This is a genomic window from Streptomyces sp. NPDC023573, assembly GCF_055559735.1.
This window is the reverse complement of sequence record NZ_JBVHKB010000001.1, coordinates 222,944-237,198: the sequence shown is the minus strand read 5'-3', so window position 1 is coordinate 237,198 and position 14,255 is coordinate 222,944. Positions and strand designations below refer to the sequence as shown.

The following is a 14,255-nucleotide window of genomic DNA, read 5'->3' as shown; positions in this document are numbered from 1 at the left end:
AGGGACACGGACCGGCCTCCCCCGCAACACGTGAGCAAGGCCCCGGGCGGCAGACAGGCCGGCCGGCACAGGGCGAACACGGCGCGACGGAGGCAGGGCGGGCGTGGAGAGTTCGACGACCAGGACCAAGACACAGCCCACGGGGCCCTCCGACACGCACAGGAGGACCGCGGAGTCCGCACCGGAAAGCTCCGTGACCGCCCGCATGGCCCACCTCCAGCGCACAGCAGGCAACACCGCCGTCCTCCGCATGCTGGGGGAGCGGACAGCTCCCGGAAGCGAGGCCCTGGAGACACCGGACCTTGCCCCTTAGGCCCTTGGCCGGAACAAGAACTTCGCCTACAACGGGTGAACAGGCCACCCCACCAGCCAAGGAGGACCACCTGTGCACTCCGCCGAACGGGAGCACCGCAACTCCGGCGAGCGCACAACCGGCACAACGCTCCGCCCCCGGCAACCGACGACCATGAACGGCGCATGGGTGCGGCACCTGCAGCGCGTGGCCGCCGACAGGACCACCGCACCACCCGAGCGGGCCGAACCGCCCAGTCCACGGGACGACGGGGCAGAGACCATCGCCCGCCTGAGCCAGTCGATCGAACAGAACACGGTCCAGCAGAAGACGAAGAAGAACGTCTTCGCACCGGGCACCTGGCTGCCCGAGCAGTGGACCACCGAAGGGCCGGCCCGGCTCAGGAAAGTCCTCGACCGGCGGGTGATGCGTGGCGAGGCGTTCAACGACCAGGACCTGGGCGACATCAAGCACCTCTCCGAAGTGAACGCCCAGTGGCTCGACAAGGTAGGCATCGGCACCTACGAGCAGGCCGAGAACTACACCAGAGGCCGATTCGACGACTGGCTGAAGCTCCCCGCCGGCAAACGCGTACTCACTGCCACCCTGGCCGTCCGCGCCAACCACCCGGCCACACGGGAAGCCGGTCAGGCGACACCGATCTCACCGGACTACACACTCGGCCGCTTCATGCTCACCAAAGCACCCGGCACCCCGCCCGGCGAGAAGAAGAACCTGGAACGGGAACGCGACCAGCAGATCCGGGAAACGGCCGTCGACACCCTCTATCCAGCCGGAATCGCCCCCGAGCGCCTGCACCCCGACGGCATCCCCGAAGCAGGCCCCACCACCGCCAAAGGCAAGAACAAGAGCACGGCACCGGACCTCGTCGCGAAAGACGCGCGAGCCCGCGAGATGCTCACCAAGGTGCTGCTCATCCTCCAGAACGGGCTGAAACTCTACGATCCGGCGGCCGGCACACACATGGCCGACTACGAGAAGGACGTCATCCGCGCCCTCGCTCACGGCGGACGCGTCAACATCCGCATCCCGGCCCTGCGATCCGCCGACGAACCCGCCTACTCACTGCCCGAATTCCTCGGCATCACCCAGGACGACCGCACGGACACCCGCGCGGGCGACGTCGTCGACCGCGGCTTCGCCACACACCGCACCTCCATCGGGGACAACAAGGACGGCAAGCGCGGCACGTTCAAGGAGAAGGGCGGCCTCAAGGCATCGCTCACCAACGCGGTGTCCCTCGGCGCCGACCGCCCGGACCTGTGGGGACAGGACATCTCCGGCGGCGGACTCGGCTCCAAGGACTGGAACGGCGACGTGGTACTCCCGAACGGGTCGTACGGCCACATGCTGCTCGTCCACCACAGGCCGACCCGAAGCAAGGACGGTTCGCTGCAGATCGGCATCGAGACCCTCGCACCACACGCCACCAGCCCCGTGGGCTACCAGCACGACTTCCGCTCCACCGAAGCCACCGCCAACCCGGAGTCCATCCTGCACGGCCACAAGGGCGACAAGGTCGGCTCCGGCGGGCTGAGCAAGAACGAACGCCTCGTCGAACTGGGAGAGATGGGCAAGGGCGGGGACTGGCGGGCCTTTCTGGACGAGATCAAGAAGCAGTGGGACGCCGCCCTGGCGGAGACCCAGGACGGCTCCCCGGAACGCAAGGCCCTGTACCAGAAACTGGTCGGCCCACGAGTACAACCGAAACCCTGACGGCAGGACAGGAGAGGGCAGGGGCCGGGCAGGACGGATACCGGCGAGGGAACACGCACGCCCCTCCCCACTCCCACAATGCCCGAGCCACACGAGGGCGGCCGCCCTCCCGAAGGACGACGGCCGCCGCGCAACACCCGCTCAGGCCCGGTCAGAACACCGGCACACCATCCCGCGTCAGACGCCAGTCCACCGACGCGAACTCCGCCGGGTCCACCGACCCCTTCGCCTGAACCCACCCGATGATCGTGTTCCGGATCTCATCCGAATTCGCCCACAACTGCTTCGCACCCGGCACATGCGGGAAATTACCGCCACCGCTCGCCCGATAATTGTTCACCGCAAACACGAACTCCGCCGCCGGATCCACCGGCGCCCCCTCGAACGACAACCCCACGATCCGCGAACCCACCGGCTTCGCGATATCCACGTCATACGTCACACCCGACACCACGTCATAGTTGTAATCCGGGATGTTCTCCGCATTCGTCAACTTCGACGTGTCCACCGGCGCCCCCGCAGCCGTCCGCACGTAGTACCTCACCGAGTACTCCAGATAATCCTTCAGCTGCGCACCCGTCAGGAGCCGCGCCTCCAGCGTGTTCTCGAACGGATACAACCCCGCCGCATCCTTGATCGTCACCTCACCCGCCGGGATCGACGCCGTACGCGAGAAGCACGCCGCCTGCGACAGCACCGGCAACGCCGCGTACTCACCACCCGCCAGCGCCTCCTTCACCGTCTCCGCCTGCACCAGGTTGATCAGATCGATGACCGGCTCGTCCTTCCACGGCGCCTGGGCCGTCGACATCGCCGCCACCGACGTACCGATCACCTGGTTCACATACGCCACCACCTTCGTGTGCTCGTCCCCGAGCAACGACGTGATCCGCGGATCCTCCTCCACCGTGTTCGAGTTCAGCACCGAAGCACCGACCTTCTCGACCACCCAACGGCCCTTCTCCCACACCAGGTCGAAATCGAACAGCGTCAACCGCTGCCCCCACTTCAACGGCTCCGAGAGAACAACCTTCTTCCCCGTCTCCTTGTTCGTCACGAAATACTCAGGAATCTCCGAGTGCGCGTGACCCACCAGAATCGCATCGATCCCCGGCACCTGCTCCGCCACCAGACCCGCCGCGTTCTCCACATACGGCAACTGATCCCCGTACGACGACGTACCCGACGAACCGGAATGCGCCGAAACGATCACCACATCCGCACCCATCGAACGAAGCTTCGGCACCCACTTCGCCGCCTGCTCCTCAAGACCCGGGAACACCATCTTCCCGCCCACATTCGCCTTGTCCCAGATCGCGATACCAGGATTCGTCAAGCCGAGAACCGCCACCCGCACATCACGGCCATGCGGCGTACGCACCCGCTTCATCACATACGGAGCGAACGCCGGCCGCAACGTCTTCGCATCCAGCGCATTCGCACCCAGCAGCGGGAAATCACACTGCTGCTCGAACTTCCGCAACACCGGAATGCCGTAGTTGAACTCATGATTGCCGAGCGCCGCCGCGTCGTAACCGATCTTGTTCATCGCCTGCGCCATCGGATGCACCGGACCACGCTTCGCAGTGATCGGATCGATCTTCGCGTAGTAGTACGACAACTGCGTGCCCTGGATCGTGTCACCCGCATCGATCAACAACGTGTTCCGACGCCCACGGTCCTCACGGATCTGATCCACCAGCGTCGAGATCTTCGCCAGACCGACGTCGTTGTGCGCCGAGTCGTCGAACTCCTTGTCCGTGAAGTAGTCCCAGTTGAAGACGTTCCCGTGCAGGTCCGTGGTCCCCATCACCGTGAACGAGTACCGCTTCGGCGGACGCCCGTGACCGTGCCCCTTCGACTCCGAGGCCGCGGCGGGACCCGCGCCGACCCCTCCCGCCAGCGCCACACCCGCGCCGGCGGCAGCCGAACGGCCCAGAAACGTCCTACGGTTCAACGGCATCCTTGACTCCTCGTTCGAGCGAACAACGCGCGTAGATTCTGGCCCAGGCACCACGCTCCGCAACACCCCCAACAGGTTTCGATCTGGTGACCAGCGGCTCCGTCCTCACGCCCGCCACCCCCTCGGCGCGCACCCGCAGACGCTCATCGGAGCACCCCGCCGCACAATTCAACACTTGTCAATAACCTTTCACCGAAAGGCTGTTGGACAGTCATGCAGAGACAATTACCTACCCGCAGGTAAGGTCTAGTCTCGAACCATGCGCCGAGCAAAAATCGTTTGTACCCTGGGACCAGCAACCGACACATACGAGCAGATCAAGGCACTTGTCGAAGCGGGAATGGACATCGCCCGCCTCAACCTCAGCCACGGCAGCTACACCGAACACGAAGAGCGCTACCACCACGTACGCAAAGCCTCCGAGGAAACCGGCCGCAGCGTAGGAATCCTCGCCGACCTTCAAGGCCCGAAGATCCGCCTCGGCCGCTTCGCCGAAGGCCCCGTACTCCTTGAACGCGGCGACGACTTCACCATCACCGTCGAACCCATGGAAGGCGACCGCACCACCTGCGGCACCACCTACGACGGCCTCGCCTCCGACGTCACCGCCGGCGAACGCATCCTCATCGACGACGGCCGCGTCACCCTTGAAGTCACCGAAGTCGACGGACCACGCGTCCACACCACCGTCATCGAAGGCGGCATGGTCTCCGACCACAAGGGACTCAACCTCCCCGGCGTCGCCGTCTCCGTCCCCGCACTCAGCGAAAAGGACATCGAAGACCTCCGCTGGGCCATCCGCACCGGCGCCGACGTCATCGCCCTCTCCTTCGTACGCAGCGGACGCGACATCGACGACGTCCACCGCATCATGGACGAGGAGGACCGCCGCCTCCCCGTCATCGCCAAGGTCGAGAAACCCCAGGCCGTCGACAACATCGCCGACATCGTCGCCGCCTTCGACGGCATCATGGTCGCCCGCGGCGACCTCGGCGTCGAAATGCCCCTGGAACAGGTCCCGATCGTCCAGAAGCGCGCCATCAAACTCGCCAGGCGCAACGCCAAACCGGTCATCGTCGCCACCCAGATGCTCGACTCGATGATCGACAACTCCCGCCCCACCCGCGCCGAAGCCTCCGACGTCGCCAACGCGGTCATCGACGGCACGGACGCCGTGATGCTCTCGGGGGAGACCAGCGTCGGCAAGTACCCCGTCGAGACCGTCCGCACCATGGCGCGCATCGTCGAGGCGGCCGAGGAGGACATCCTCGCCAAGGGCCTCCCGCCCCTCACCGACCGCAACAAGCCCCGGACCCAGGGCGGCGCGGTCGCCCGCGCGGCAGCCGAGATGGGCGACTTCCTCGGCGCCAAGTTCCTGGTGGCCTTCACCCAGAGCGGCGACACCGTCAAGCGCCTCTCCCGCTACCGCTCCCCGATCCCGCTCCTCGCCTTCACCCCGGACCAGGCCACCCGCGCGCAGCTGAACCTGACGTGGGGCGTCGAGACGTTCCTCGGGCCGCACGTGGAGTCGACGGACGCGATGGTGGCGCAGGTGGACGAGGAACTGCTGCGGATCGGCCGCTGCCAGAAGGGCGACATCGTGGTCATCACGGCCGGGTCCCCGCCGGGAGTCGCGGGCTCGACGAACCTGGTGCGGGTGCACCACATCGGCGAGGACGACAGCCCGGAGTGACGGTCGTCAGTACTTCGGCCCGACGTGAGCGTCCATGAGGGCGACGGACGCCCGTCGGGCAACGGAGATGTTGAGCGGGTCGCTGCCACGGGCCAGGGTGGTCCACTCCACGCCGACCGCAGTGAGCGTGTCACCGAACAGCTTGCGGATGTCGTCGGACTTGTTGGTGAAGAAGTACCGGGGGTATTCGTACCGTTTCCGCTCGCCACGGACGAGGCGGGTGGTCCAGTTGATGATGCGGCAGCCGTCGGAGTGGATGAGACCGCGGATGAATTCCCAAGGGTGGGCGTCCACGATCTGTTGTTGCCATGGTTCGAACGTGATCGCGCGGTTGTGCTTCTTGCCCGGCCCGTGCTGAGGGAGGAAGCAGGGCCAGTGTTTGCTGAAGCTTTGGACGTACTGGCAGCCCTGACTCTGCACTCGGCAGACCTTGTTGGCAGGTCTCGCACGCTGAACGGCCTCTACGCAGGCGTCGATGAGCCCCGGCCACGCGTCGGCGCATGCGATGCGGAGGGAGTAGACACCCCGCTTGGCGGAACTGACGCAGCCGTCGCCGAGATAGAGGCCGAGCAGGTACGAGTACGCGGCAGGGCCATCGGGAGGCCTCGGGGTGTTGCTGCACCGAGGACATTCGGAGCCCCGGTCATAGCCGCGGGGCTCTATTCGTTGCAGCCAGGAACGGATGGCGGCTCGGGAGATCCCGGTCTGCTTGCTGACGGAGTTCTGACCGAAGCCCTGAGCGACCAGCGCCAGGGCGCGCTTGCGAGTGTCGAGGTCGTACACAGAGGCGATCTTTGTTCGGTCAGATCGACCGTGACCTTAGAAGCGCCCTTGTTCACACGTTCACGTGATCTTCCAGCATTCCGCTGAAGCCTTGGAATCCAAGGAAAAGTGCCCCGGGTGGGACTCGAACCCACACTGTATGCTGTTTGAGAGCATCGCCTGCTGCCGATTGGGCTACCGGGGCCCAAGGAATCGAAGGTGGACTCCGACCCGCTGCCAAGCCACCATACCGCAGCTAGGTAGGCTCGTGGGAGCTGTACCTGCCCTGCAACAAGGAGCCCCCGTGACCACCCCCGAGTCGCCCCAGCCCGTAGACGCCGTCGACGACGACAAGTCGCACGTCCCGCCGCTGACGACCCGCGTCGTCATCGCCGAGGACGAGGCGCTGATCCGCCTCGACCTCAAAGAGATGCTGGAGGAAGAGGGCTACTCGGTCGTCGGCGAGGCCGGGGACGGGCAGCAGGCCGTCGAGCTGGCCCGGGAGCACCGACCGGACCTGGTCATCCTCGATGTGAAGATGCCGGTCCTCGACGGGATCTCGGCCGCTGAGAAGATCACCGAGGAGTCCATCGCCCCGGTCCTGATGCTGACGGCGTTCTCGCAGCGGGATCTGGTCGAGCGGGCCAGGGACGCCGGTGCGATGGCGTATCTGGTGAAGCCGTTCAGCAAGAGCGACGTGGTCCCGGCCATCGAGATGGCCGTGTCCCGGTTCGCGGAGCTGAAGGCGCTGGAGAGCGAGATCGCGGATCTCTCGCAGCGGCTGGAGACCCGGAAGCTGGTGGACCGGGCGAAGAGCATCCTGCAGACGGATTACGGGCTCTCCGAGCCGGCCGCGTTCCGCTGGATCCAGAAGACGTCGATGGACCGCCGGATGTCGATGCAGCAGCTCGCCGAAGCGCTGATCGAGGACGCCGAGGAGAAGAAGAAGGCCGCCGAGTAGCGGCGTACACGTACGAACGGGAAGGGCCCGCCTCCGGATGATCCGGGGGCGGGCCCTTCCCGTGTACGGGGTGCCTCAGTCCTCGCCGAGGTAGGCCTTGCGGACCGACTCGTCGTGGAGGAGGTCGGCCCCGGTGCCGGAGAGGACGACCTTGCCGACCTCCATGACGTGGCCGTGGTCCGCGAGGGAGAGCGCGGCCTGGGCGTTCTGCTCGACGAGCAGGATCGTGGTGCCCGACGCCTTGAGCTCGACGATGGTCTCCATGATCTTCTGCATCATGATCGGGGAGAGGCCCATGGAGGGCTCGTCGAGCATGAGCAGCTTGGGCTGGGACATGAGCGCGCGTCCCATGGCGAGCATCTGCTGCTCGCCTCCGGAGAGTGTCCCGGCGGCCTGTTTCCGTCGTTCCCCGAGGATGGGGAAGAGGTCGTAGGCGCGCTGGACGTCCTTCTCGATGCCTGCCTTGTCGTTGCGGAGGTAGGCGCCGAGGAGGAGGTTCTCGGCGATCGTCAGCCGGGGGAAGATGTGGCGTCCCTCGGGGGAGTGGGCGACGCCCAGGGAGACGATCTTGTGTGCCGGGATGCCGGTGAGCGGTTTGCCCTCGAAGAGGATGCGGCCGCCGGAGGGCTTGAGGAGTCCGGAGAGGGTGCGCAGGGTGGTGGTCTTGCCCGCGCCGTTGGTGCCGATGAGGGTGACGACCTGGCCGGCTTCGACGGTGAAGGAGATCCCCTTGACGGCTTCGATCTTGCCGTAGGCGACGCGGAGGTCTTCGACCTCGAGCAGTGCGGTCATCGGGTGTCCTCCTCCTCGGTGGTGGTGGCGGGCTTGGCTGTGCCGGCTGCCGTGGCTTCGGCGGCGGCGACCTCGGCGGCTTCCTCGGCGCCGGGGGCGCCTTCGAAGGGGGTGCCGAGGTAGGCGGCGACGACGCGTTCGTCGCCCTGGACGACGGGGGCGGTGCCCTCGACGAGTTTTTCGCCCTGGACGAGGACGGCGACGCGGTCGCAGAGGTTGAAGATGAACCGCATGTCGTGCTCGATGACGAGTACGGCGATGCCCTGGTCCCGGATGGCGAAGATGAGCTCTTCGGTGACGCGGGTTTCCTGGGGGTTCATGCCGGCGGTGGGCTCGTCCAGGAGGAGGAGGCCGGGGTCGCTGGCGAGGGCGCGGGCGATTTCCAGCTTGCGCTGGTCTCCGTAGGGGAGGTTGCGCGCGAGGTTGTCGGCCTTGTCGGCGAGGCCGATGAACTCGAGGAGTTCCATGCAGCGTTCGCGGCTGGCGTTCTCCGCCTTCTTGTAGCCGGGGAGGCGCAGGAGGGCGGACCAGAGGCCTTCGTTGGTCCTGGTGTGGCGTCCGACGAGGACGTTCTCCAGGACGGTCATGTTGGCGAAGAGGCGGATGTTCTGGAAGGTGCGGGCGATGCCTGCCTGGGTGACGAGGTGGGGCTTGGGCGGCAGGACGGTGCCCTTGTAGCTGACCTTGCCCTCGGTGGGGACGTAGAGGCCGGTGAGGCAGTTGAAGAAGGTGGTCTTGCCGGCGCCGTTGGGGCCGATGAGTCCGACGATCTCGCCTGTGTTGACGGTGAGGTCGACGCCTCGTACGGCGGTGAGGCCACCGAAGCGCATGGTGACGCCGCTGGCGTCGAGGACGGTGGTGCCGGTGGGTGCGTCTGTCTTGGTCATGGTGGTCACGCCCCCGCCTTCGTGGTGCCGGCGGCTGTGTCGGTGAGTGGTGTGTCCGGTGGTACGTCGAGTTGGCCGGTCTCGTGGAATTCGAGCTGCTTCCTGCGGTCGGCGACGAGCCCTTCGGGGCGGAAGCGCATCAGGAGGATGAGTGCGAGTCCGAAGAGGAAGAGCTGGTAGTCCTGCATGAACTGCAGTTTGGCCGGGATGAGGTAGAGCAGCGCGGCGCCGACGAGGGGTCCGCTGAGGGTTCCCATGCCGCCGAGGACGACGGCGGCGAGGAGGAACACGGAGTTGGGGGGTACGGATCCGGCGAACTGGTACTGCTCGGGGGTGACCGTGTAGGAGACGTGTGCCTGCACGGTTCCGGCGAGGCCGGCGAGGGTGGCGCCGAGGGCGAAGGCGAGCAGTTTGAGCCGGAAGGCGTTGATGCCCATGGCGGTGGCCGCGGTCTCGTCCTCGCGGATGGCGACCCAGGCGCGGCCGATGCGGGATTCTCCGGAGCGTCGGAAGACGAGGACGACGACGGCGGTGAAGAGGAGCATCAGCAGGTAGTAGTTGGCGGACCTGCCGAGGGTGAAGCCGCCGACGTCGTGGCTGAGTCCGAAGTCGAAGCCGAAGAGGTTGAGGTCGGGGATGCTGGGGATGCCCTGGGAGCCGTTGGTGAGGTCGGGGCCGCTGACGCCGTTGAGGGCGTTGACGGTGAGGCGGAAGATCTCTCCGAATCCGAGGGTGACGATGGCGAGGTAGTCGCCGCGGAGGCGGAGTGTCGGGGCGCCGATGACGACGCCGAAGATGAGTGAGACCGCGGCTCCGGTGAGGACGGCGGCCCAGAAGGGGAACTGGACGCCGACGGGGGAGAGGGGGCTGCCGGAGACGAGTGCCGCGGCGTAGGCGCCGACGCCGAGGAAGGCGACGTAGCCGAGGTCGAGGAGGCCGGCGAGGCCGACGACGACGTTGAGGCCGAGTGCGACGGTCGCGAAGATGAGGATGTTGGCGCCGATGAGGGCGTATTCCTCGTTCTGCTGGGTGAAGGGGAAGCAGAAGGCTGCGACGAGCGCGGCGCACAGGGTGACGTTGCGGTGCTTCGAGGTCAGCGCGGTGATGCGGGCGATGAGTCCGGATCGGGTGAGTGCGGTGAAGCCGAAGGCGACGGCGATGACGTAGCCGATGAAGAGTTCGGCGTACTCGGTGTCGATGCCGTAGGTGAAGATCTCGAGTGCGACGCCGAAGGCTCCGGCGATGATGAGGATTTCGGCCCAGGCGGGGAGTGCCTTGGCGCGGGCGGGTGCCGGTGCGCGGAGGCTGTGGAGGAAGCGGTTGAGTGCGCTGGGTGTGGGGTCGTCGAAGGGCTGGTCGTGGGGGAGGCCGAGGGCGGCGACGGTGGCGATGATCGCGCCGGCGAGGCTGACCCAGGCTCCGGGTTCGAGTTCGATCAGTCCGAGGACGTTGCCGTTGCCGTCCTTGGTGACGATGACGGCGATGACGGTGTAGGCGGTGGTGAGGAGGGTGCCGAGGGCGAGGAGCCTGGTGGGGCTGTTGGTGCCGCCGGGGGTGAGCCAGCGCAGGCCCTTGATGCCGTATCCGGAGAGGGCGAAGAGGAGGGTGAGTGCTGCGCTGATGAGGGTGAGGACCTGGAGTCCGCCGGGGTATCCGGTGACGGTGAGGTCGCCGGGGAAGGTGTCGGTGTAGGTCCAGGCGAGGAAGGTGCCGATGAGGGCGAGTGCGGCGCCGGCGGTTGTGGCGGCGCGTGCTGCCGTGGTGGGCAGGGGGATCAGGGCGTTGTCGGTGGTCATGGGTATCACGCCCTGTCCGCGACGCGTTCGCCCAGCAGGCCTTGCGGGCGTATGAGGAGGACGAGGATGAGGAGCACGAAGGCCCATACGTCCTTCCAGGCGCCGCCTCCGAAGAGTTCCATGCCGGGTACGTCGCTCATGTAGCCGGTGGCGAGTGCTTCGGCGACGCCGAGGACGACTCCGCCGAGCATGGCGCCGTAGATGTTGCCGATGCCGCCGAGGACGGCTGCGGTGAAGGCCTTGAGGCCCATGATGAAGCCCATGCGGAAGCCGATCTGGCCGTTCTTGAGCCCGTAGGCGACGGCGGCGACGGCGGCGAACGCGGCACCGATGGCGAAGGCCATGACGATGATGCGGTCGGTGTTGATGCCCATGAGCTTGGCGGTGTCGGGGTCCTGCGAGGTCGCCTGCATGCCGCGGCCGGCGCGTGTCTTGGAGACGAAGAGGCCGAGGGCGAGCATGCAGACGGGCGCGGCGATGAGGACGAAGAGGTCGCCTCGTTGGATGTGGGCGCCGAAGATGTCGATCGCTTCGCCCTTGAACTGGGGGAAGGAGCGGTCCTTGGTGGCGTCGGGGTACCACATCCATACGGCCTGCTGGAGTGCGAGGGAGAGGCCGATGGCGGTGATGAGGGGGGCGAGGCGTGGTGCCGTGCGCAGGGGCCGGTAGGCGAAGCGTTCGGCGGCGACGCTGACGGCGACGGAGCAGATGACTCCGCCGGCGATCATGAGGGGTATCGCAGCGAGCAGGGAGAGTCCGGACGGAAGCCCGAGGTAGACCGTGAGGGCTCCGAAGCCTCCGATCATGAAGATCTCGCCGTGTGCGAAGTTGATGAGCTGGATGATTCCGTAGACCATCGTGTAACCGATCGCGATGAGACCGTACATCGCGCCGAGGATGAGTCCATTGGCCAGCTGTTGCGGCAGTTCGTGCACCGCAGGGCCTCCGTGGAGTGGTTCGGATATGGCACCGCGCGGGAGTGCTCGTAGCGCTCCCGCGCGGTCTTGTGTGCGTGCGCTGTGGCAGTGGGGCCGGTGGTGGCCCTAGTTGACGGCCTCGCTGAGCTTGGAGGCCCACTTGCCACCGGTGACCTGGTAGGCGGTCATCATGGTGTTGGTGGTGTCGCCGTACTCGTCGAAGGAGACGGGGCCGGTGACGCCGTCGAACTTGACCTGGCTCATGGCTTCGAGGACCTGGATGCGGGCGTCGTCGGGGAGCTTGCCGTCGTTGTCGGCGGCGACGGCCTTGACGGCCTCGATGATGGACCAGGTGGCGTCGTAGGTGCCGCCGCCGTAGGCCTCGTAGGCGTCCTTGTAGCCGGCGGTCTTGTAGTCGGCGATGAACTTCTTGGCGGAGTCGAGCTCCTCGACGGGCTTGCCGACGGAGGTGGCGATGTCGCCTTCGGCCTTCTTGTTGAGCTTGATGAAGTCGGCGCTGTACATGCCGTCGCCGCCCATGAGGGGGATCTTGACGCTGTCCTTGAGCTGCTGGCTCAGGGGTGCGCCGGCGGGGTATTCACCGCCGTAGTAGACGGCCTTGGCGCCGGAGCTCTTGACCTTGGTGACGACGGAGTTGAAGTCACGGTCGTCGGGGTTGATGTGGTCGGTTCCGACGATCTTGCCGCCGAGCTCGGTGAAGGTCGCCTTGAAGGAGGCGGCGAGGCCCGCGCCGTAGGGCTTCTGGTCGTCGATGAGGTAGACGTCCTTGACCTTGGCGTTGTCGAAGAGGTACTTCGCGGCGAAGGCGCCCTGGATCGCGTCCGTGGTGGCGGTGCGGAAGTAGGTCTTGAAGGGGCGCTTCTTGTCGCCGGTCTTCCAGTTGTTGCCCTGGGTCAGCTCGGTGCCGGTGTTGGCGGGGGAGACCTGGGTGAGGTTGGCGTCGTTGAGCGGCTTCTGCATCGACTGGGAGACGCCGGAGTTCAGGGGGCCGACGACGCCGAGGACGTCCTTGTTGCCGATGAACTTGGCGGCGTTCTGCTGGCCGACGGAGGGCTGGGCCTGGTCGTCGAGCGCCTGGAGTTCGAATTTGATGCCCGGGACCGTCTTGTCCGCGTTGGCGGTTTTGACGGCGAGGTCGGCGGAGTTCTTGATGCCGAGCCCGAGGGCGGAGAGGTCGCCGGTCAGGGGTGCGTCGACACCGATGACGACGGTCTGGGTGTCGCCGCCGCCGCTGCCCTTCGTGTCGTCGTCGCGCGACCCGCAGGCGGTGAGTGTCAGTGCTCCGGTGGTGAGCACTGTCGTGAGTATGAGCAAAGAACGGTGTCGCACGAAAGGTCCTTTCCCTGGCGCGGCCTCCTCTGCTGAGGTGCCGTGACGATCGCCGGGCCGTACTGGTCGATACAGGGCCGTGCAGCAGACGCGCCCGGCGGCGCGGTGACTGGCCGTGACTCTAAGGGCAGGTGAGGGGGCGCGGGATGGGTCCGGTGATGATGTGACTGTCTTGTTATGCCGTGGGGAAGGCTTGTTGGCCGCAGTGTGGAGGTGTACGGCTTTTGCCCGGGCGGTGAAGTGACCGCATGGTGAGAACCCGCAGCTCTGCTAAGGGGCTTGGGGTGATCTTGGTGCTGTCGCGCGAATCGGGGCGCAAGGGGCGCGGGGGTGCCGGCCGGGGCTGTGGGGGTGGGGTCGGGCGGCGTTTTTCGTGTATTGCACACATGTTACGCAGTGTTACATGTGCGGGATATGTGTGAGGCGTCGTGAGGGTGGTGGTGCTGTTGAAGTGGCTCACGGAACGGGAGTGGCGGTCAAGGGCGTTGACCCTCCGTGTCCGCCAACTCCCCGCTCACGCTTCGGATATGGGTCTGCCCGGTCCGGAATGCGGTGTGCGTTCCGGCCGGGCAGGGGGTGTTGGAGGGCAGGCGTCAGCCGGCGGCGGGGCCGGGGGCGTCGCGGAGCAGGCAGGTGAGGCGGGCGGTGCAGACCCGCTTGTCGTGCTCGTCGGTGATGACGATCTCGTACGTGGCGGTGGAGCGGCCGCGGTGCACGGGGGTGGCGACGCCCGTGACGAGGCCGCTCCGGGCGCCGCGGTGGTGGGTGCAGTTCAGGTCGACGCCGACGGCGAGCTTGGAGGCGCCGCCGTGAAGCATGGAGCCGATGGAGCCGAGGGTCTCGGCGAGGACGGCCGAGGCGCCGCCGTGGAGGAGTCCGTAGGGCTGGGTGTTGCCTTCGACGGGCATGGTGCCCACGACGCGGTCGGCGGAGGCCTCGACGATCGTGACACCCATGCGCTCGCCGAGGTGCCCGGCGGAGAAGAGTGCGGGGAGGTCGACGCCGAGTGCCGCGTACTCGTCGATGATCTCCTGGGGGAACGTGGGTGCGGTGTGCTCGCCCATGGGGTCCGGCTCCGATCGTATGCGGTCGTTCGTTGCTGTGT

The 14,255-nt window shown here is 66.8% G+C and carries 11 protein-coding genes and 1 tRNA gene; 3 read left to right on the top strand and 9 right to left on the bottom strand.

Going from position 1 to position 14,255, the window contains the following annotated elements:
* Nucleotides 1-385 precede the first annotated feature (385 nt).
* The gene (locus ACZ32T_RS01105; RefSeq protein WP_467364750.1) at nucleotides 386-2,029 is read left to right on the top strand and encodes a PE-PGRS family protein; all 1,644 of its coding nucleotides are present in this window, start codon (nucleotides 386-388) and stop codon (nucleotides 2,027-2,029) included.
* 151 nt (nucleotides 2,030-2,180) lie between these two features.
* On the opposite strand, the gene ACZ32T_RS01100 is transcribed toward ACZ32T_RS01105, so the two are convergent.
* Nucleotides 2,181-3,992, bottom strand: coding sequence for a bifunctional metallophosphatase/5'-nucleotidase (locus ACZ32T_RS01100; RefSeq protein WP_467364748.1), 1,812 nt, complete (start codon nucleotides 3,990-3,992; stop codon nucleotides 2,181-2,183).
* Nucleotides 3,993-4,251: 259 nt separating this feature from the next.
* On the opposite strand from ACZ32T_RS01100, the gene pyk reads away from it, so the two are divergent.
* Nucleotides 4,252-5,685, top strand: coding sequence for a pyruvate kinase (gene pyk / locus ACZ32T_RS01095; protein ID WP_467364746.1), 1,434 nt, complete (start codon nucleotides 4,252-4,254; stop codon nucleotides 5,683-5,685).
* 6 nt (nucleotides 5,686-5,691) lie between these two features.
* Here the strand turns inward: pyk and ACZ32T_RS01090 are convergent, their stop codons facing one another.
* On the bottom strand, nucleotides 5,692-6,468 hold the full coding sequence (locus ACZ32T_RS01090; protein ID WP_467364744.1) for a transcriptional regulator: 777 nt from the start codon (nucleotides 6,466-6,468) through the stop codon (nucleotides 5,692-5,694).
* 109 nt (nucleotides 6,469-6,577) lie between these two features.
* Nucleotides 6,578-6,652, bottom strand: a tRNA-Leu gene (locus tag ACZ32T_RS01085).
* Nucleotides 6,653-6,751: 99 nt separating this feature from the next.
* Between ACZ32T_RS01085 and ACZ32T_RS01080 the strand changes: the two genes are divergently transcribed.
* Nucleotides 6,752-7,408 (top strand): ANTAR domain-containing response regulator, encoded by a 657-nt coding sequence (locus tag ACZ32T_RS01080; protein WP_104789892.1) that lies wholly within the window; start codon nucleotides 6,752-6,754, stop codon nucleotides 7,406-7,408.
* A gap of 75 nt (nucleotides 7,409-7,483) precedes the next feature.
* Here the strand turns inward: ACZ32T_RS01080 and ACZ32T_RS01075 are convergent, their stop codons facing one another.
* The 6 genes from ACZ32T_RS01075 to ACZ32T_RS01050 all read right to left on the bottom strand — a co-directional run bounded on the left by ACZ32T_RS01075 (nucleotide 7,484) and on the right by ACZ32T_RS01050 (nucleotide 14,214).
* A complete protein-coding gene (locus tag ACZ32T_RS01075) occupies nucleotides 7,484-8,200 on the bottom strand; it encodes an ABC transporter ATP-binding protein (protein WP_467364742.1) in 717 nt (238 codons plus the stop codon).
* Nucleotides 8,197-9,087: an ABC transporter ATP-binding protein gene (locus tag ACZ32T_RS01070; RefSeq protein WP_467364740.1), complete on the bottom strand. Its 891-nt coding sequence runs from the start codon at nucleotides 9,085-9,087 to the stop codon at nucleotides 8,197-8,199. Before ACZ32T_RS01070 ends, ACZ32T_RS01075 begins: the two co-directional genes overlap by 4 nt.
* Before the next feature lie 5 nt (nucleotides 9,088-9,092).
* A complete protein-coding gene (locus tag ACZ32T_RS01065) occupies nucleotides 9,093-10,883 on the bottom strand; it encodes a branched-chain amino acid ABC transporter permease (RefSeq protein WP_467267298.1) in 1,791 nt (596 codons plus the stop codon).
* A 5-nt stretch (nucleotides 10,884-10,888) separates the two neighbouring features.
* Nucleotides 10,889-11,818, bottom strand: coding sequence for a branched-chain amino acid ABC transporter permease (locus ACZ32T_RS01060; RefSeq protein ID WP_356712228.1), 930 nt, complete (start codon nucleotides 11,816-11,818; stop codon nucleotides 10,889-10,891).
* A 108-nt stretch (nucleotides 11,819-11,926) separates the two neighbouring features.
* Nucleotides 11,927-13,135, bottom strand: coding sequence for a branched-chain amino acid ABC transporter substrate-binding protein (locus ACZ32T_RS01055; protein WP_467267602.1), 1,209 nt, complete (start codon nucleotides 13,133-13,135; stop codon nucleotides 11,927-11,929).
* Between the two features lie 608 nt (nucleotides 13,136-13,743).
* Nucleotides 13,744-14,214, bottom strand: coding sequence for a PaaI family thioesterase (locus ACZ32T_RS01050; RefSeq protein ID WP_467267301.1), 471 nt, complete (start codon nucleotides 14,212-14,214; stop codon nucleotides 13,744-13,746).
* Between the last annotated feature and the right edge of the window lie 41 nt (nucleotides 14,215-14,255).

Excerpts from the sequence above, each read along its gene's own strand:
- ACZ32T_RS01050 (WP_467267301.1), bottom strand. The coding sequence starts at position 14,214 with ATGGGCGAGCACACCGCACCCACGTTCCCCCAGGAGATCATCGACGAG.
- pyk (WP_467364746.1), top strand. The coding sequence starts at position 4,252 with ATGCGCCGAGCAAAAATCGTTTGTACCCTGGGACCAGCAACCGACACA.
- ACZ32T_RS01075 (WP_467364742.1), bottom strand. The coding sequence starts at position 8,200 with ATGACCGCACTGCTCGAGGTCGAAGACCTCCGCGTCGCCTACGGCAAG.
- ACZ32T_RS01070 (WP_467364740.1), bottom strand. The coding sequence starts at position 9,087 with ATGACCAAGACAGACGCACCCACCGGCACCACCGTCCTCGACGCCAGC.
- ACZ32T_RS01100 (WP_467364748.1), bottom strand. The coding sequence starts at position 3,992 with ATGCCGTTGAACCGTAGGACGTTTCTGGGCCGTTCGGCTGCCGCCGGC.
- ACZ32T_RS01065 (WP_467267298.1), bottom strand. The coding sequence starts at position 10,883 with ATGACCACCGACAACGCCCTGATCCCCCTGCCCACCACGGCAGCACGC.